The 15,695-nt window shown below is 63.7% G+C and carries 18 protein-coding genes; 10 read left to right on the top strand and 8 right to left on the bottom strand.

The genetic code is table 11. The annotated features are described in order from the left end of the window. Window positions 1-68 precede the first annotated feature (68 nt). Window positions 69-1,037: a peptidyl-alpha-hydroxyglycine alpha-amidating lyase family protein gene (locus tag ACPPVP_RS39540; protein WP_426528956.1), complete on the top strand. Its 969-nt coding sequence runs from the start codon at window positions 69-71 to the stop codon at window positions 1,035-1,037. Here the strand turns inward: ACPPVP_RS39540 and ACPPVP_RS39545 are convergent. Continuing rightward, a complete protein-coding gene (locus tag ACPPVP_RS39545) occupies window positions 1,034-1,864 on the bottom strand; it encodes an N-acyl homoserine lactonase family protein (RefSeq protein WP_426528958.1) in 831 nt (276 codons plus the stop codon). The two genes, ACPPVP_RS39540 and ACPPVP_RS39545, sit on opposite strands and share 4 nt — an antisense overlap. A 182-nt stretch (window positions 1,865-2,046) precedes the next feature. Next, window positions 2,047-3,807: a chloride channel protein gene (locus tag ACPPVP_RS39550; protein ID WP_426538301.1), complete on the bottom strand. Its 1,761-nt coding sequence runs from the start codon at window positions 3,805-3,807 to the stop codon at window positions 2,047-2,049. Between the two features lie 193 nt (window positions 3,808-4,000). Here ACPPVP_RS39550 and ACPPVP_RS39555 point away from each other — a divergent pair, with 193 nt between their 5' ends. Both ACPPVP_RS39555 and ACPPVP_RS39560 read left to right on the top strand, forming a co-directional pair. Then, window positions 4,001-4,558, top strand: coding sequence for an HNH endonuclease (locus ACPPVP_RS39555; RefSeq protein ID WP_214493640.1), 558 nt, complete (start codon window positions 4,001-4,003; stop codon window positions 4,556-4,558). A 115-nt stretch (window positions 4,559-4,673) separates the two neighbouring features. Further along, window positions 4,674-5,102, top strand: a complete 429-nt coding sequence (locus ACPPVP_RS39560; RefSeq protein ID WP_426528961.1) for a hypothetical protein — start codon at window positions 4,674-4,676, stop codon at window positions 5,100-5,102. Between the two features lie 160 nt (window positions 5,103-5,262). Here the strand turns inward: ACPPVP_RS39560 and ACPPVP_RS39565 are convergent, their stop codons facing one another. Beyond that, window positions 5,263-5,721, bottom strand: coding sequence for a hypothetical protein (locus ACPPVP_RS39565; RefSeq protein ID WP_426528963.1), 459 nt, complete (start codon window positions 5,719-5,721; stop codon window positions 5,263-5,265). 165 nt (window positions 5,722-5,886) lie between these two features. Here ACPPVP_RS39565 and ACPPVP_RS39570 point away from each other — a divergent pair, with 165 nt between their 5' ends. The 4 genes from ACPPVP_RS39570 to ACPPVP_RS39585 all read left to right on the top strand — a co-directional run bounded on the left by ACPPVP_RS39570 (window position 5,887) and on the right by ACPPVP_RS39585 (window position 10,046). After that, entirely contained in the window at window positions 5,887-7,404 is a 1,518-nt protein-coding gene (locus ACPPVP_RS39570; RefSeq protein WP_426528965.1) for an AMP-binding protein, read from the top strand. A gap of 163 nt (window positions 7,405-7,567) precedes the next feature. Continuing rightward, window positions 7,568-8,539, top strand: a complete 972-nt coding sequence (locus tag ACPPVP_RS39575; RefSeq protein WP_426528967.1) for a S1C family serine protease — start codon at window positions 7,568-7,570, stop codon at window positions 8,537-8,539. 71 nt (window positions 8,540-8,610) lie between these two features. Next, window positions 8,611-9,687 carry a phospholipase gene (locus ACPPVP_RS39580; RefSeq protein WP_426528969.1) on the top strand — a complete coding sequence of 359 codons (1,077 nt, stop codon included), beginning with the start codon at window positions 8,611-8,613 and terminating at the stop codon, window positions 9,685-9,687. A gap of 152 nt (window positions 9,688-9,839) precedes the next feature. Further along, window positions 9,840-10,046 carry a hypothetical protein gene (locus ACPPVP_RS39585; RefSeq protein WP_426528971.1) on the top strand — a complete coding sequence of 69 codons (207 nt, stop codon included), beginning with the start codon at window positions 9,840-9,842 and terminating at the stop codon, window positions 10,044-10,046. 161 nt (window positions 10,047-10,207) lie between these two features. Here ACPPVP_RS39585 and ACPPVP_RS39590 read toward each other — a convergent pair whose 3' ends face one another. The 4 genes from ACPPVP_RS39590 to ACPPVP_RS39605 all read right to left on the bottom strand — a co-directional run bounded on the left by ACPPVP_RS39590 (window position 10,208) and on the right by ACPPVP_RS39605 (window position 12,691). Continuing rightward, a complete protein-coding gene (locus tag ACPPVP_RS39590; RefSeq protein WP_426528973.1) occupies window positions 10,208-10,879 on the bottom strand; it encodes a DsbA family protein in 672 nt (223 codons plus the stop codon). A 30-nt stretch (window positions 10,880-10,909) separates the two neighbouring features. Next, a complete protein-coding gene (locus tag ACPPVP_RS39595; protein WP_426538303.1) occupies window positions 10,910-11,695 on the bottom strand; it encodes a sulfite exporter TauE/SafE family protein in 786 nt (261 codons plus the stop codon). A 90-nt stretch (window positions 11,696-11,785) separates the two neighbouring features. Further along, the gene (locus tag ACPPVP_RS39600; protein ID WP_426528975.1) at window positions 11,786-12,262 is read right to left on the bottom strand and encodes a PaaI family thioesterase; all 477 of its coding nucleotides are present in this window, start codon (window positions 12,260-12,262) and stop codon (window positions 11,786-11,788) included. Between the two features lie 3 nt (window positions 12,263-12,265). Beyond that, window positions 12,266-12,691 (bottom strand): acyl-CoA thioesterase, encoded by a 426-nt coding sequence (locus tag ACPPVP_RS39605; protein ID WP_426528977.1) that lies wholly within the window; start codon window positions 12,689-12,691, stop codon window positions 12,266-12,268. Between the two features lie 93 nt (window positions 12,692-12,784). Here ACPPVP_RS39605 and ACPPVP_RS39610 point away from each other — a divergent pair, with 93 nt between their 5' ends. Beyond that, window positions 12,785-13,369 carry a TetR/AcrR family transcriptional regulator gene (locus ACPPVP_RS39610; protein ID WP_426528979.1) on the top strand — a complete coding sequence of 195 codons (585 nt, stop codon included), beginning with the start codon at window positions 12,785-12,787 and terminating at the stop codon, window positions 13,367-13,369. A gap of 36 nt (window positions 13,370-13,405) precedes the next feature. Here ACPPVP_RS39610 and ACPPVP_RS39615 read toward each other — a convergent pair whose 3' ends face one another. Next, entirely contained in the window at window positions 13,406-13,927 is a 522-nt protein-coding gene (locus ACPPVP_RS39615; protein WP_426528981.1) for a hypothetical protein, read from the bottom strand. Between the two features lie 177 nt (window positions 13,928-14,104). Between ACPPVP_RS39615 and ACPPVP_RS39620 the strand changes: the two genes are divergently transcribed. Then, window positions 14,105-14,371, top strand: a complete 267-nt coding sequence (locus ACPPVP_RS39620) for a PsiF family protein (protein ID WP_426528983.1) — start codon at window positions 14,105-14,107, stop codon at window positions 14,369-14,371. A 140-nt stretch (window positions 14,372-14,511) separates the two neighbouring features. Then, window positions 14,512-15,597, top strand: a complete 1,086-nt coding sequence (locus tag ACPPVP_RS39625; RefSeq protein WP_426528985.1) for an AbrB family transcriptional regulator — start codon at window positions 14,512-14,514, stop codon at window positions 15,595-15,597. Window positions 15,598-15,695: the final 98 nt, after the last annotated feature.

Genomic DNA, 15,695 nt, shown 5'->3' on the forward strand with positions numbered 1-15,695 from the left:
CCCCTCGTGCTTCGGGCAGTTCTCTGAAACACTCACCGGCCAAACAAATAACAGATGGGGAGAAACGCATGCCGGCTATTCTCGGCTCGGGCGAGCACCGTTACCGCGTGGTGGAAAACTGGGCGAAGTTGCCGGACGGCTGGAGCCTGACCGACGCGGCGTCCGTCGCGGTCGACAGCAAGGACCGCATCTATGTGTTTAACCGCGGCGACCATCCGATGGTGGTGCTGGACCGCGAGGGGAATTTCCTCAGGAGCTGGGGCGAAGGCCTGTTCAATCGCGCCCACGGCCTGCACATCGATGCCGACGACAACCTCTATTGCACCGACGACGGCGACCACACCGTGCGCAAGTGCACGACCGACGGCAAGGTGCTGCTGACCATCGGCATCCCGAACAAGCCGGCGCCGTTCATGAGCGGCGAGCCGTTTCACCGCTGCACCCATACCGCGCTGTCGCCGAAGGGCGAGATCTATGTCTCCGACGGCTATGGCAATGCCTGCGTCCACAAATATTCGCCCGACGGAAAGCTGCTGAAAACCTGGGGCGAACCGGGCACCGATCCCGGCCAGTTCAACATCGTCCACAACATCGCGACCGACGCCGACGGCTGGGTCTATGTCGCCGATCGCGAGAACCACCGCGTCCAGGTGTTCGACGGCAACGGCAAATACGAGACGCAGTGGAACAATCTGCACCGGCCCTGCGCGCTGTGCCGCTGCGGCGGCAAGCAGGCGAATTTCATTATCGGCGAACTCGGTCCCGGCCTGGCGGTCAATCGCAAGGTGCCCAATCTCGGCCCAAGGCTCTCGATCGTCGACGCCAAGGGTAACCGCATCGCCCGGCTCGGCGGCGAGAACGGCCCCGGGCTGGAGGCCGGCAAATTCCTCGCGCCCCACGGCATCGCGATGGATTCCAGGGGCGACATCTATGTCGGCGAAGTCGGCGTTACCGACTGGAAGACCAGCTTTCCGGAAACGCCGATGCCGCCGGAGGTTCGGGTGAGCCGCTGCCTGCAGAAGCTGGAGAAGATCTAGGCTGCGGCACCGGCCAATTGCCGGCGCGCCAGCCGCGCCGCCGCCTGCGGATCATGGGTCGGCAGATAGACGGTCGGACGTGACTGGACGAAATGACGGATCGCGTCGAGCGTGGCGGTGGTGACCCGCTCGTCGGCGCTGACACCGTCGAGCTTGCCCGCCAGCATCAGTTTCTCGTCGTAGGAAGCGTCGCCCGCGAGAAAATAGGTGATATCGCCATCGTCGGCCACGATCGATAGATGATCGGCCGTGTGGCCGGGCGTGGCGACAGCGACAACGTCTCCTGCCTCCGTCAATCGCCGGCTTTGCGCAAAGGGTCCGAACGACTTGGCTTCAAGCTGCAATGGCGCCGGATCGAACCAGGACGGCCAGCGCTGCGGAAGGTAACCGCGCATCCGGCCCGCAAATCCGCTGGCGATTTTCAGTTCACCCGGCGACACCAGAATTTCGCTGTTCGGGAAATGCACCAGCCCGCCGTCGTGATCCATGTGCAGATGCGTGAGAACGACCCGTTTGACATCGCGCGGGCCCACGCCAAGGGCACGCAGTTGCGGACCGATCTCCTGCTCCGGCTCGATCCGGAACGCAACTTCCCAACGGACATAGGGATGCAACGACTTGCCGGATTGGAGCAGATGCGCGCCCTGCCCGCTATCGACCACGATCACGCCTTCGCTGCAGTCGATGGCCCATGCGTAGGTCGGGAGCCAATCGGTCCAGCTGGCGTCGGCAAAAATAGCGAGCCGCCGCGACAATCCATGTCCGCGTCCCTCGACCTGCGCGGTCTTGATCCGGACAAAGCCGGTCTGAATCGCGTGAACTTTCATGGCAACCTCTGCGATGACTGGGCACCCGAGGTTAAGCGCCCTGATGATCGGCGGCCAGCGCGCCAGGGTACGAAGGACCCGCGCGATCACGATGGATTGACCGGCGGACGCCTTAACTTTGCCATCCAGGAACCGCGCCGGCCCTGTCGAGGCCAGCGCCACCAAGCCGTGGACGCCGGCGCTCAAACCTCGCCGATCGCCTCCCGCCTGCGTTTGTCGGATTCTTCCGCGTAGCGCCGCATGGCATGGGCTTCGGTGAGAATTCCGACCGGCCGGTGCTCGCCATCGGCTTCGACGACCGCCAGCGATTCCGCTTCGGCGGCGTCAAAGACTGCGATGGCTTCCTGAATATTCATGGCCGGATGCAGCACGACGTCGCGATGATGCAGCATGCCGATGAGGCCGCGCGCCGCATCGATGTCAGGTGCGTGCGCTTCGGCCACCACCGCGAGCCCGACATAGCACCCCGTGGCATCGACCGCGACGACCTGTGTCTTCGACCCCAGCGGAAATTTCACCCGGAACTCCTCGATTCCGATACCGGCATCGACCGTGGCGACATCCGGCCGCATCAGGCGGCGGACTGTGAGATCGCGGATCCAGCCGACATCGGCGGCGCTGCGGATGGTTTCGCCGCGCAGATGCAGGCGCCAGGTCGCAAACGAGTAGCCGAACAATTCGCGCGTGATCTGGGTGGAGATCATGACCGCGACCAGCACCACCGTGGTGAGCCAGAGATTGCCGGTCGATTCCAGCGCGATGAACGACATCGTCAGCGGGCCGCCGATCACCGACGCCGACAGCGCGCTCATCCCGATCACCGCATAGACATTGGGATCCAGCGCAAGGCCTGGCCAGACCAGATCGACGCCGGCGGCGTACAGGCGGCCGCCAAGCGCGCCCATGAACAGCGTGGCGAAGAACAATCCGCCGCGAAAGCCGGAGCCGAGCGAGACGATCGAGGCCAACGCCTTCAGAACGAAGACGCCAGCGATGATCTGCAACGGCATCGAGACGAGACCGGAAAAATGCAGTGCGCCATGCCCCGACGACATCACCTGTGGTGTCAGCAGCGCGAGCAGACCGACCCCGAGGCCGCCGAGCGCCGGGCGAAGCGGCGGCCAGAGAGGGGTCTTCGCAAGCCCCATCTCGCACAACGCCACGCCGCGCATGATGAGGATGCCGAACAGCGCCGCCAGAACTCCGAGCAGCGCGGCAACCGCAAGATCGCGGCCGACCACGTCGCCGACCGGGCCAACGCTGATCCCGAGCGACAGCTCCGCAAATCCGTGGGTGATAAAATAGCCCGCCACGGCGGCGACGCCGACCGGCGTCAGGCTGGCCGACGTATAGCCTCCGATCACCAGCTCAAACGCATAGAAGGCGCCGGCGAGCGGGGCGCCGAACGCGCCCGAGATCGCAGCCGCCGCTCCGCAGCCGACCATGATGCGCTGATCGGCGCGGCGGAGGTGAAATCCACGGCCGAGCGAAGCGGCAAGCCCGCTCGCAAGCTGGGTATATCCCGCTTCAAGGCCGACCGACGCGCCGACCCCGCTGGACCAGGTGGTCTGCAGCGCCACGATGACGCTGCCGCGGAACGACATCCGGCCGCCATGCAGGGCGTTGGCCTCGATCGGGTCGATCTCGCGCGCAGGCCGCCAGCGCAGCAACAGCAGCAGGGCTACCCCCAGCAGCAAGCCGCCGAGGCTTGGAACCAGCACGGCCCGTAGTGTCTCGATACTCGGCTGGCTGGAAAGCCGCTCCGTAATGCTGATGTTGAACAGCAGCGCGTGCAGGGCCGCCACCGCCACACTCATCGCCAGCACCACCAGGCCGCCAATGGTTCCGATCATCGCCGCCAGGACCACCAGGCTGGTTTCATGGGCGCGAACGAACGCCCGTAACCGGCGCGGTGCCTCAAGATAACGTGAAGGGGTGCCCATTTTCGAGGTCCGCCAGCGGCTGAACGACGCCTGTTCGTCCGATTTAGCGGTCTTGGCGGCCACGATGCAAATCCGGGGGAACGGCGGCATCAGCGGGATAAGCCCCGGAACGCTCTTCACAATCCCGTCACGCTGCCTGTAGTATGCAAGGCGCATGCTGCTTCGCAGCTAACATGGGGGTCAGGAGCGTTACTTGAACGCACATGTCTCGCAAGGCGGTTGGCCGGTACTGGTGCTGAACGCGGATTTCCGGCCGCTGAGTTACTACCCGCTGTCTCTCTGGTCGTGGCAGGACGCGATCAAGGCGGTGTTTCTCGATCGCGTCAACATCGTCGAGCACTACGACCGCGCGGTGCACAGCCCGAGCTTTGAGATCCAGCTTCCGAGCGTGGTGTCGCTGAAGTCGTTCGTCAAGCCGACCACGCACCCCGCCTTCACCCGGTTCAACGTCTTCCTGCGCGACCGCTTCGTCTGCCAATACTGTCACGCGCATGACGACCTGACCTTCGATCACATCATCCCGCGCAGCAAGGGCGGCCAGACCACCTGGGAAAATGTCGTCGCGGCCTGCTCGCCGTGCAATCTGCGCAAGGGCAATCTGACGCCGCAGCAGGCGCGGATGTTTCCGAGGCAACATCCGTTCGCGCCGACGGTGCATCAACTGCATCGCAACGGGCGATTGTTTCCGCCGAACTATCTGCACGATAGCTGGCTGGATTATTTATACTGGGATACGGAGCTCGATCCGTAAGGCGCGGCTCGGTCCGCACGATCCACGTCGACCGTTGCCATCCACTGTTAATGACTTCTTAAACGCAGCCGGCAAGTATGCACGCCAAGGTGGTGTCATGCCTGCGGGGCCCGGAATGATGTTTCTGTTCGCTTATATCGGCTCCCTCGGCTCGCCCACCGGCTGGCCGATCCGGCTGATGCATCTGACGGAGGCAGCATTCGTCGCTACGGCTTTTGTCTGCTTCGTGCTGGCCGTTAACTGGAAAGGCACCCGATCGCAACTCAAGCGCGATACGGTAGCCGCCATCGGTGGTATCGCCACGGGTTTCGGCATCATCATGCCGCTTGAACTCGCACCGTTTTTCTTCGGCACGCGCGGCGAAATCATGCTGGCAACGATTGGGCTGATCCTGGTCTATCCGCTCGCGGCGGCTCTGTTCATATTCTTGTTCCTGAGATTGATGAGCGCCAAACCGCCGCCATTGCCGGAGTCAACGCGAACAAACGCTCGACGATCAAGCGCACGACCGGATAGCCTTCGCATTCGGGATGATTGGCGGTGACGGAATGCGCGATGTTCCGCTGCAGCGATAGGCAGCCAAAGCGAAGCGTGCGGAGCATTTTTTGAACTCGGAATGCAGATTGAATGGTGGGCACGGCGCAAGTGCGCCTTTGCCCACCCTGCGCACCGGGCTGCTTCAACGCCGACCGTAAAGCATGCCATCAAGCCCATGCGAGGCCGTAAGCCACCGCGGGTTCGTCGTCGTTGCCGGTTCGGCTGGCAGCCTTCTTTTGACGCCTCGCGCCACCTTCACGGCGGTGGCGGAAATCCAGCCGCTGCAAGCCCGCAAACAGGTTGCTCGCGAGTCCAGCAATAACCGCTGCGGCCTGTTTCAGGGCGAATAGGACAGTTGTGACGCGGCTCATGAGGCCGACCAGCAGGATTGCCGAATAGATATCGATGTAGGCCAGCACGTCGCCAACCAGCATCAATTCGGGAGGAATCGGGATGCTGTGAGAGTAAGCCAGAACAAGAATGACGACAGGAATGAACGCAATGACCTGTCTCAGCGTCAGCCGGTCCAGGAATGCGGCCAGTTGGACAACAAAGACTTCCCACAGCAAATCGCCGAAAGCCGCAGGCTTATCGAGGGTCCATTTCTTCCAGAGCTGTTTCCACATAGGTGTCCCTGCGTCCTCTTTGGGAGCCTGCTTTATACCACAGTGCGGAGGACGGGAGGCAAGCTGCGCCCTTCACCCAGCAATCTAATTCTGTCACCATACTTCTGAGGCGCCCGCCTCGTCCGAAACACAAGAGCGGCATCAACGCCCCAACGGAAACGCCCCATGCTCATTCCCATCGCCGACGTGCCACGCTGGTTTGCCGAACGGAAGCCAAAGGACACCATCGCGGTCAGTCACGGCGCCGATGCCATCACCTGGGAGCAGCTCGAGCGCAACGCCAACGCCCGTGCCCGCGCCTTTGCCGCCAAGGGCGTCAAGCCCGGCGATTTCGTCGCCATCGGGCTGCCCAACAGCAATGTGTTTTTCGAGACCACTTTTGCGGTGTGGAAATGCGGTGCGACGCCGACATCGCTGACCTGGCGGCTGCCGCGCGGCGAGGCCGCCGCCGTGCTCGATATCCTCAAGCCGTCGCTGGTGGTCGGCGGCCAGCCGGACTGGAATGCGCCGAATTCGCTGCCGGCCGATTTCGTGCCTGAGGGCGTGTCAGACGAACCCGTCAACAATCCCGTGGCGCGCTACTGGAAGGCCATGACCAGCGGCGGCTCGACCGGTCGGCCGAAAGTGATCCTTGATCACCGGCCGGCGGTAGCGGATACGACAGCCCCATCCGGGCTCGGCATTCCGCAGAACGGCTCGCTGCTCAATCCCGGGCCGCTCTATCACAACGCACCCTTCATCGTATCGCATAGCGCGCTATTCAACGGCGGGCGCGTCACCGGCCTTGTCAAATTCGACGCCGAGGAATGCTTGCGGCTGATCGAGGCCAGCCGGGTACAGTGGGTCAATTTCGTGCCCACCATGATGCACCGGATCTGGGCGCTGCCCGATGCGGTGCGCAACCGCTACGACCTGTCGAGCCTGCAGATCGTGTTTCATATGGCAGCTCCCATGCCGCCATGGCTGAAGGAAAAATGGATCGAGTGGCTGGGGCCCGAGCGCATCTACGAACTCTATGGCGGCACTGAAGCCCAGGGCGCCACGATCATCTCGGGCGTTGAGTGGCTCGAACACCGCGGCTCGGTCGGCAAGATCGGCGAGACCGCACGCCTGCGCATCATCGGCGAAGACGGCAACGACGTCCCAACCGGCGAGACCGGCGAAATCTATTTCCTGCCCAATGACGGCGCCGGCTGTACCTATCACTATCTCGGCGCCGAGCCGAAGCGCCGCGCGGATGGCTGGGAGTCGCTCGGCGACATCGGAAGGCTGGATGCCGAAGGCTATCTTTATCTTGGCGACCGCCTCGCCGACATGATCTTGCGCGGTGGCGCCAACATCTATCCGGCGGAGGTCGAGGCCGCGGTGACGGAACATCCCGACGTGCGCTCCTGTGTCGTCGTAGGCCTGCCCGATCCGGAATTCGGGCAGCGCGTGCACGCCATCCTCGAACTCGACGGCAGCACGGATACGCAGGCCGTTACCGACGGTATGGCCGCTTTCCTGGCCGACCGGCTCAGCCGCTACAAGCACCCGGAAAGTTTTGAGGCCGTTACCGTCGGCCTGCGCGACGATTCCGGCAAGGTTCGCCGGACGCTATTGCGCGACGAACGCGCGGGATGGCTGAAGGAAAACCGCGACTTCCGGATCATGCCGAGCCGGCCACGCGTGAAGGTGGAATGATCCTAAAATCCTGCGGAACATTTGTGAATCTGTCCTCTTATTGGTCGCGTGGCGGCCCATTTTGAGGGACACTTTCAAGACGGCCGTTTGCAGCATAGATTGTCATCAATTTCCCGCGCTTTCGCCTTGCCGAAACGTGCGCCGGTTCGTCAGGAGACCATCCATGCCTTCTTTGACCGAATGGAGAGTGCCGCCCGCAAACCAGCCGCGCGCGGGCGATTATGCTTTCGACCTCGACAAGGCCCTGTCGTCGGTGGTCGGGCTGCATTCGATCATTCCATCCGATGCCCATAGCGCGGAAACGCTCGGTACCGAACGCGCCGGCAATGGCGTCGTGATCGATCATGGGCTGGTGCTGACCATCGGCTATCTCATCACCGAGGCTGATACGGTCTGGCTGCATCGCGGCGATGGCAGCGTGGTCGAGGGCCATGCGCTCGGCTTCGATTTCGAGTCCGGCTTCGGCCTGGTGCAGGCGCTCGGCGACCTCGATCTCGAACCACTGCCGCTCGGCTCGTCCGCGGCTGCGCAAATCGGCGACCGCGTGGTGGTCGGCGGTGCCGGCGGGCGCACGCGTTCGGTCGCAAGCCAGATCGCGGCCAAGCAGGAATTTGCCGGCTATTGGGAATATCTGCTGGATGAGGCGATCTTCACCCATCCCGCCCATCCGAATTGGGGCGGCACCGGGCTGATCTCGAACCGCGGCGAACTGATCGGCATCGGCTCGCTGCAGCTCGACCGCGAGCGCGAGGGCAAGGCCGAGCACGTCAACATGATCGTGCCGATCGATCTGTTGAAGCCGGTGCTCGACGACATCAGGAAATTCGGCCGCGTCAACAAGCCGTCGCGGCCGTGGCTCGGCATGCACACCACCGAAATCGACAACCGCGTCGTGGTGGTCGGCATCGCCAGCAAGGGACCGGCGGCCCGCGCCGAACTCAAGACCGGCGACGTCATCCTCGCGGTCGACGGCGACAAGATCACCAGCCAGACCGGCTTCTACCGAAAACTCTGGTCGCTGGGCACAGCAGGCGTCGATGTGCCGCTCACCGTCTACCACGAGGGCGTCACCTTCGACATGGTGCTGAGCTCGACCGATCGCGCCAAGCTGTTGAAGGCGCCAAGGCTGCATTAAGTCAGGGCTACGTTAGCCAAGGTTGAAGGCTTCACCGAACCAGGCCCTCCATTGAAAGCAGAGTACGCCCGATGAGTGAGGCTGTGGTGGACGACATCGTGGCGGTGCTGCCGCCGCTGCTGCAGTCGCTCGAAGCGCTCAGCTTCATCGCGCGCTACCTGAATCCGCCGGATTTCGACCGCGTGATGGCAGCGGCAGGCGAGCCGGACGCAGCCTTGCGCGCGGTTCGGCCGCGGCTGGAGCAATGGCCGGCGGATTTCGCTCACATCAGGACGCCGCTCGGAGCGGCAAGCGATGCGGCACTCGCGGCGTTCGAAGCCTTGCGCGTCGTACAAAACGGCCATGGCGATTTCGTCAGCCTGTTTCGTGCGCTGCGTTACGTCCCGCGCGCGCAGGAAGCGCTCTATGCGCTGTCGGCAAGACTGCCGCCGGTGAACCAGTTTTTTATCGATCCTGCGCTGCACGGCGACACCGATCTCGCGGCGCGGCTGGCGGCGCCGGCCAACGAAAACACCGGCATCTTCCACAATCATAACGAGCCCGGCAGCCGCGGCGGCTTCTCGCTCTACGTACCGGAATATTACATGCCCGACCGCGCTCTTCCGCTGGTGATGGCGCTGCACGGCGGCAGCGGTAATGGCCGCGGCTTCCTCTGGAACTGGCTGCGCGACGCCCGCAGCCGCGGCGCGATCCTGGTCGCACCGACCGCCACCGGTAACACCTGGGCATTGATGGGCGACGACACCGACACGCCGAACCTGATGCGCATCCTGGAATCGGTGCGGGCGCGCTGGAATGTCGATGCAGAGCGGATGCTGCTGACCGGAATGAGCGACGGCGGCACGTTCTGCTACGTGACGGGTTTTGACGGCGCTTCGCCTTTCACGCACCTCGCACCGGTGTCGGCGACGTTTCATCCGCTGATGGCGGAAATGGCCGATGCCGACCGGCTGCGCGGCCTGCCCGTTCATATCGTGCACGGCCGGCTCGACTGGATGTTTCCGGTGCAGGTGGCGCGGCAGACCAGCCAGGCGCTGTCGGCCGCGGGTGCCAAGGTCACCTATCGCGAGCTCGACGATCTCAGCCACACCTATCCGCGCGAAATGAACGGGGAAATCCTGCAATGGCTGACAGCCGATAGATCATGATGCGATTTGACAAAATCGCATCATGATCCCGACTCTATGTTTGAGCATGATCTTTTCGGAAAACCGGCTTCCACTTTTCCGGATCATGCTCGCGGCCCGGGAACCATCCTCCGGGCACGGCGTTATCAGCCGCAACGGAGGGATTGACTGCCATGCAGACGTTTGTCGGAATGATTTTGGGTGCGCTGCTGCTGGTTTGCGGCGTCTATGTCTACGATTCCATGCAGACGTCGAGCGTCGCAAACGGCCAGGTCGCGCAGGCCAATCGCACCATCGTCAACTGGGACGTGGCAGCCGCCGACTGGGCCAAGCTGAAGACCCGCGCGCATGACGACTGGGTCAAGATTTCGTCGAAGTAATTTCGGCGGTAGCAGCTTAAGGATTCTCGCCGTCGTGATTCACGACGGCGTTTTTCTGATTCTAGAGCCCCGGTTCTGATTGAATCAGAACCGGGGCTTTAGCTTGCTATTTTGACGCGTTTTCTTGACGCGACCCGGTATCCACTTCGCTCGAAAACGCTCTAGTTGGTTTTCTTCGCCTTTCGCGCGTCGGCGATCACCATCTCGAATTCCGCCATGGTCAGGATTCCCGGCACGCGGAACTTGCCGACGATGAAGGACGGCGTTCCCTTGAATCCGAACGCCATCGCCTGATCGTGGTTGCGGGCGAGGATGCCGTCGATCGCCTTGGCGTTGGTGGTAGCGTCGCGGGTGAGGCGATCCATATCGATGCCGGCGCCGGCCAGTAATTCGCGGACGCGCGGTTCGGTCAGTTTCGAACTGACGCCGATCATCGCCTCATGCGCGGCCATGTACTTGCCCTGATACTGCGCCGCCAGCGCCATCCGTGCCCCGAATTTCGAAACCTCGCCCAGGATCGGCCAGTCCTTCAGCACCAGGCGAACCTTGCCGTCGTCCTGCACCACCTGCTGAATCTCCGGCGCGATCTTGCGGCAATACGGGCAATTGTAGTCAAACCATTCGACGATGTTGATGTCGCCGTCGGGATTGCCGGTGGACGGCACCTCAGGGTCGCGCAGCACCAGCGCTTCAGTCAGCACGTCGTCGCTGCCTTGTGCGAATGCCGATCGCGACGCAGCGCCGAGCAGCGCGACACCGCCGCCCAGCAAGCCAAGCGCTTCGCGCCGTGTGCGTCCCGGGTTGGTCCCGGCGGAATTATTCGATCGCTTCATCTGGGTCTCGCGAAGGGCTGCATCCCCTGTCTACGACGGAGACAGGGATATGTTACGCGCCAGCATATAGAGCGCCACCGCAATAATGACCACGGCGAACACGATATTGAGCGCACCGCGGCGCTCGGCCAGGTGCCGCGCCGAACGGGTTCCGGCCAATCCGCCGGCGATACCGCCCGCCACGAACAGTCCCGCCAATGCCCACGACACCAGCCCGGACCAGGCATAGCTGGCGGCGGTGGTCAGGCCGAACGCGGTCACCGCGACCAGCGAAGAGGAGACCGCGTTCATGATCGGCATGCCGGTCGCCAGCATCAAGGCCGGCACGATCAGGAAGCCGCCGCCGATGCCGAAGAATCCCGAAATCGTCCCGGTGGCGAGGCCAAGGCCGGCGATCGCCGGCATGTTCGACATCGAGACCTTGACGTCAGGCAGGCCGATCCGCGAACGCGTCTTCAGCATCAATAGCGCGATCACGATCATCACCAGCGCAAACAGCGCCAGCAGTTTTTGGCCGTCGACCATCTTGCCGAGGATCGAGCCGCCGAAGGCACCAGCGATGCCGGCGGCAGCGAAGATCAGCGCGCAGGACCAGATCACGGTGCCGCCGCGCGCATGGTTGGACAGGTTGATGGCGGCGTTCGCAGCCACCGCGATCGCGCTGGTGCCGATCGCGACATGCGGCTCCGCCACGCCGACCACATAGACCATCAGCGGCACCGCCAGGATCGAGCCGCCGCCGCCGACCAGGCCGAGCGAAAACCCGACCAGCGCCCCCGACGCCAGCCCCAGCACGCCTTGCGCGGCCGATATGATCAAGTTGGAAGACTCAGTTGCACGGCGGGACCATAGAAGGATTTTTCACGTCCTGCTATGCCGACAGCATAAGTATGCACTGCAGCAGGGTCAGGCCGGTGCGTGCGTGCTGTCCTTCGCGACACCCTCGCGGGCCGCCAGGGCCATCAGCGTGCCGCTCATGGTCGCGATCAGGGTCTCGCCCCCCTCATGCGTTGCGTAGGCGCGGGCCTCGCACACCGTCAGCGTGCGGCCGGGTTTTATCACCGTGGCGCGGAACGCAAAACGCTCGCCGCGCGCGGGTGCCAGCAGGTTGGTCTTGAATTCCACGGTCAGAATTCCGGTTGCCGCCGGCATCAGCGTGAACGCGGCGATGCCGCATGCACTGTCGAGACCTGCGGTGATGATCCCGGCATGGACAAAGCCGTGCTGCTGGGTGAGATCAGGCGAGTAATCCATCGTGAGATCGACCTCGCCCGGCTCCAGCCGCGCGATCGAAATGCCGAGCGTCTTCATCGCCCGCTGCTGCTCGAACGTGCGAATCGCGATTACGCGGTAATCCGGGTTCTTTGGCTCGAAGCGCGGCATCGCTCACGCCATCGCCGGTTCGAGATGCTTTTCAGCCGCGTCACGGATCGCGGGCGCGAACGGCACAGATTTTCGCGCCTGCCGGTCCAGGTGCACGCCGACGAATTCGCAGGTCGCGGCGATCTCACCGGTTTCGCCGTTACGCATCTCGTGCAGGAAGCGGATCGACTTGTCGCGGATTTCCAGGAGCCGGCTCCGGACCTCGACGATGTCCCCGGCCAGCAGCTCGCGCTTGTAGGTGACGGTCTGCTGCACGGCGGCCATGCCCCGGCCGGATTCGCGCAAATAGGACGGCGTCAGGCCGAGCCTTGCGAACAGATTCCAGTTCGCCTCGTCGAACTTACCGACATACCACATGATGTTCATGTGTCCGACATGGTCGCATTGCCAGGGATAGACCGTGCCGCGATAGGTCGCGTCCGTCTCCATTGTTCGCTCCCGCCTCGTTCTGATACGGTAGCGTATCAGGCCGCATTTGGGTTAGCAATACGGTACCGTATCAATACTCGGTGAGGCCGGACCATGAGCGATCCCAAAAGCGACGCCAAGGCAGACGCGCGGACCGGCGAGGAGAGCTGGATCGAGGCCGGGCTCGAGGAAATCGCCCGCACCGGCGTCGAGGGGGTGCGGGTGGAGGTTTTGGCCAAGAACCTCGGCGTCACCAAGGGCGGCTTCTACCGTCGCTTCCGCGACCGCGCGGCCCTGCTCGAGGCCATGCTGCAGCACTGGAGCGCGAACCGGATCGCCACGATCGAAAAGCACACCAGCCTCGACGGCACCACCGCGCGCGAGCGGTTGAAGGCGCTGATTCCGCAGTATGCCGCGCGCGTGAATACCGAAGGCATGGCGGTCGAACTGGCTATCCGGCAATGGGCCCGATCCGATGAGCTTGCTGCCGGCGCGGCAACCCATGTCGATGCGGCGCGGTTGAAGAATGTCGCGAATCTGTTTCGCGCAACCGGCCTGCCGGCGGAGGAAGCCGACGCACAGGCGTTCCTGTTCTACTGCTTCATATTCGGCCAGGGCCTCATGTTTCTCGAACAGAGCCCGCGCAAGCGCGCGCAACTGGTGGCGAAATCAGCCGAAACCTTGCTCCGCCACCTTTAGGCGCGGCCGAAACGTCTGGCCGCGCCCAATTCAGTGTCACGCCGCGCCCTTCAGCTTCTTGGTGCATTCGCTGTAATAGCCGCCGCCCTTCTGGATCCACTTCAGCCCGCCATTGGCGTTGGTGGCCTTGTTGGCATTGTACTGGTCCACGCAAGTGTGCATGCGCGCGCTGCCGTCTTTCTCCTTGGAATATTTGGGATCGACGGCGCTCGGATAGACCGCGGGGCCTGACGGAGCAGCCGGCGCCGCGGCTTCCTTCGCAGTTTCCTTGGCCTCCTTCTTGGATTCTTTCTTGGCGGCTTCCTTTGGCGCGGCGGCCGGAGCCGCAGCGGCGGGAGCGGCAGCGGGTGCAGCCGCCGGAGCGGCGGCAGCGTCGGCGCCGCACTGGGCTTTCCGGAAGTCGTTCCATTTCTGGGTACCGAGCGTGCCGGCGGTTTTCGCAGCCTGGTATTTGGCGCTGCATTCCTGCGGCGTCAGGGCGTTGGCCTGCGATGTCATGGCAAACGCAGCCAAACCCGACATCGCAATCGCGCCCAGTATTTTTGCTTGAATAGTCATCCCTGGTCTCCTTGGGGCAGTCGTCTGCACCTGCCATCCTAGCGCAACTACAGCTTGCGACAACGCGCGGGGCGGTCGTCCCATCAAAATATTGTGGCGGCCCGTTCAGCTTCATTCACCTGCGGTTCAGCATCGCAGCGCGACGGTTGCGCCCTTGTTTTCAATCCGAGGTGCCCCATGACCAAGATCTCCGCCCTTGCCACCGCGACCGCCGTGGCTTCCCTTCTGCTGATGGGCGCCGCGTCGGCACAGACCACGGCTCCGGCCAAGACCGAGGCGACCAAGACCGAAACCAAGGCGCCGGCGGAAAAGAAGGCCGAGAAACCACGCACCGCCGCCTCGCTCGAATGTTCGAAGGAAGCCGACGCCAAGGGACTTCACGGCAAGGAACGCAAGAAATTCCGCTCCGAGTGCAGGAAGACCGCCGCCGACAAGGCGAAGTAAGCACTTAACCCTCCTGCGCGAGGGTCCTATCGGGACCTTCCGAATTTTATGACGCCGGCGGGAAAGCGCCGGCGTCACCCCGCATTGCTGCAATCGCGTGGCGCATTTGTGCAGCGCATGCGGATTTGCCATAAGGCGGCGTGAGCCTGATCCCCGCCTCGATGTCCTCCGCTATTGCCGACCGCGCCAAAATTCTGGGCACGCTCGAGACGCTCGTCATCGGCGCCGCCGGTGGCCTGCTGTTTCTGTGGCTTAACCTGCCGGGCGGGCTGATTTCCGGCGCGATGGTCACCGTCGGCATCGCCGCGCTGGCCGGGCGCCCGGTCGCCATGCCGCCGATCCTGACGCAGAGCGTGCTGGTGCTGCTCGGCATCACGCTGGGCTCGCTGGTGTCGCGGCAACTGATCCAGCATGTCAGTGCCTATCCGTTGACCATCGGGCTGCTGGCGCTCGCCACTTTCTTCTCGACGTTCGGCTCCAGTTTCTATCTGCAGCGCTTCCACGGCTGGGATCAGACCTCGGCACTGCTCGCCGGCAGCCCCGGCGCGCTGTCGCAAATTGTCGTCCTTGCCGCCGAGAAGGGCGCAGACGTCGCGGGCATTGCCGTGGTGCAGACCGTCCGCGTGATCATTCTCACGGCCGCACTGCCGCTGCTGCTGGCGTTGACCGGAATAGCGCCCTCAGCGTCGCCGACCTTCACGACGGCGATCGCCTCGCCGGCCGGACTGGCCGGGCTGATCGCAGCGTCGGTCGCCGTCGCGCTGGCGCTGCGGCTGGTGAGTTTTCCGGCGGGCTGGATGTTCGGCGCGATGATCGCTTCCAGCGTGCTGCATGGCACCGGAATGATCGAGGGCGGCCTGCCGCCGTGGATGCGCGGCGTGGCGCTGGTCGGCATCGGCGCCCTGATCGGCACGCGGTTCGCGCGGGTGAAGAAGTCGACGCTGCTCAGCCACATCAATGCGTCGCTGGGCTCGTTCGCCGTTGCCATCATCATTTCCGCCATCTTTGTCGCGGTGATCGTGCTGACCACCCATGTGCGCTTTGCCGACGTCGTGGTGGCGTTCGCGCCGGGCGCGATGGACGCCATGCTGGCGCTGGCGCTCACGCTGCATATCGATCCGATTTTCGTCGGCGCCCATCATCTGTCACGCTTCGTGTTCGTCTCGATCACGACGCCGGGGATCGTGCATTTGTTCGGCCGGCCGCAGGAAGACGTGGACGATTAGACTTCCATCATTGCGGGTTCGCAGGGTGGGCAAAGCGCAGCGTGCCCACCCTTCAGCAGCGATCGGTGATAGATGGTGGGCACGTCGCTAACGCTCCT

The organism is Bradyrhizobium sp. McL0615 (assembly GCF_049993905.1).
Taxonomy (GTDB): Bacteria; Pseudomonadota; Alphaproteobacteria; order Rhizobiales; family Xanthobacteraceae; genus Bradyrhizobium.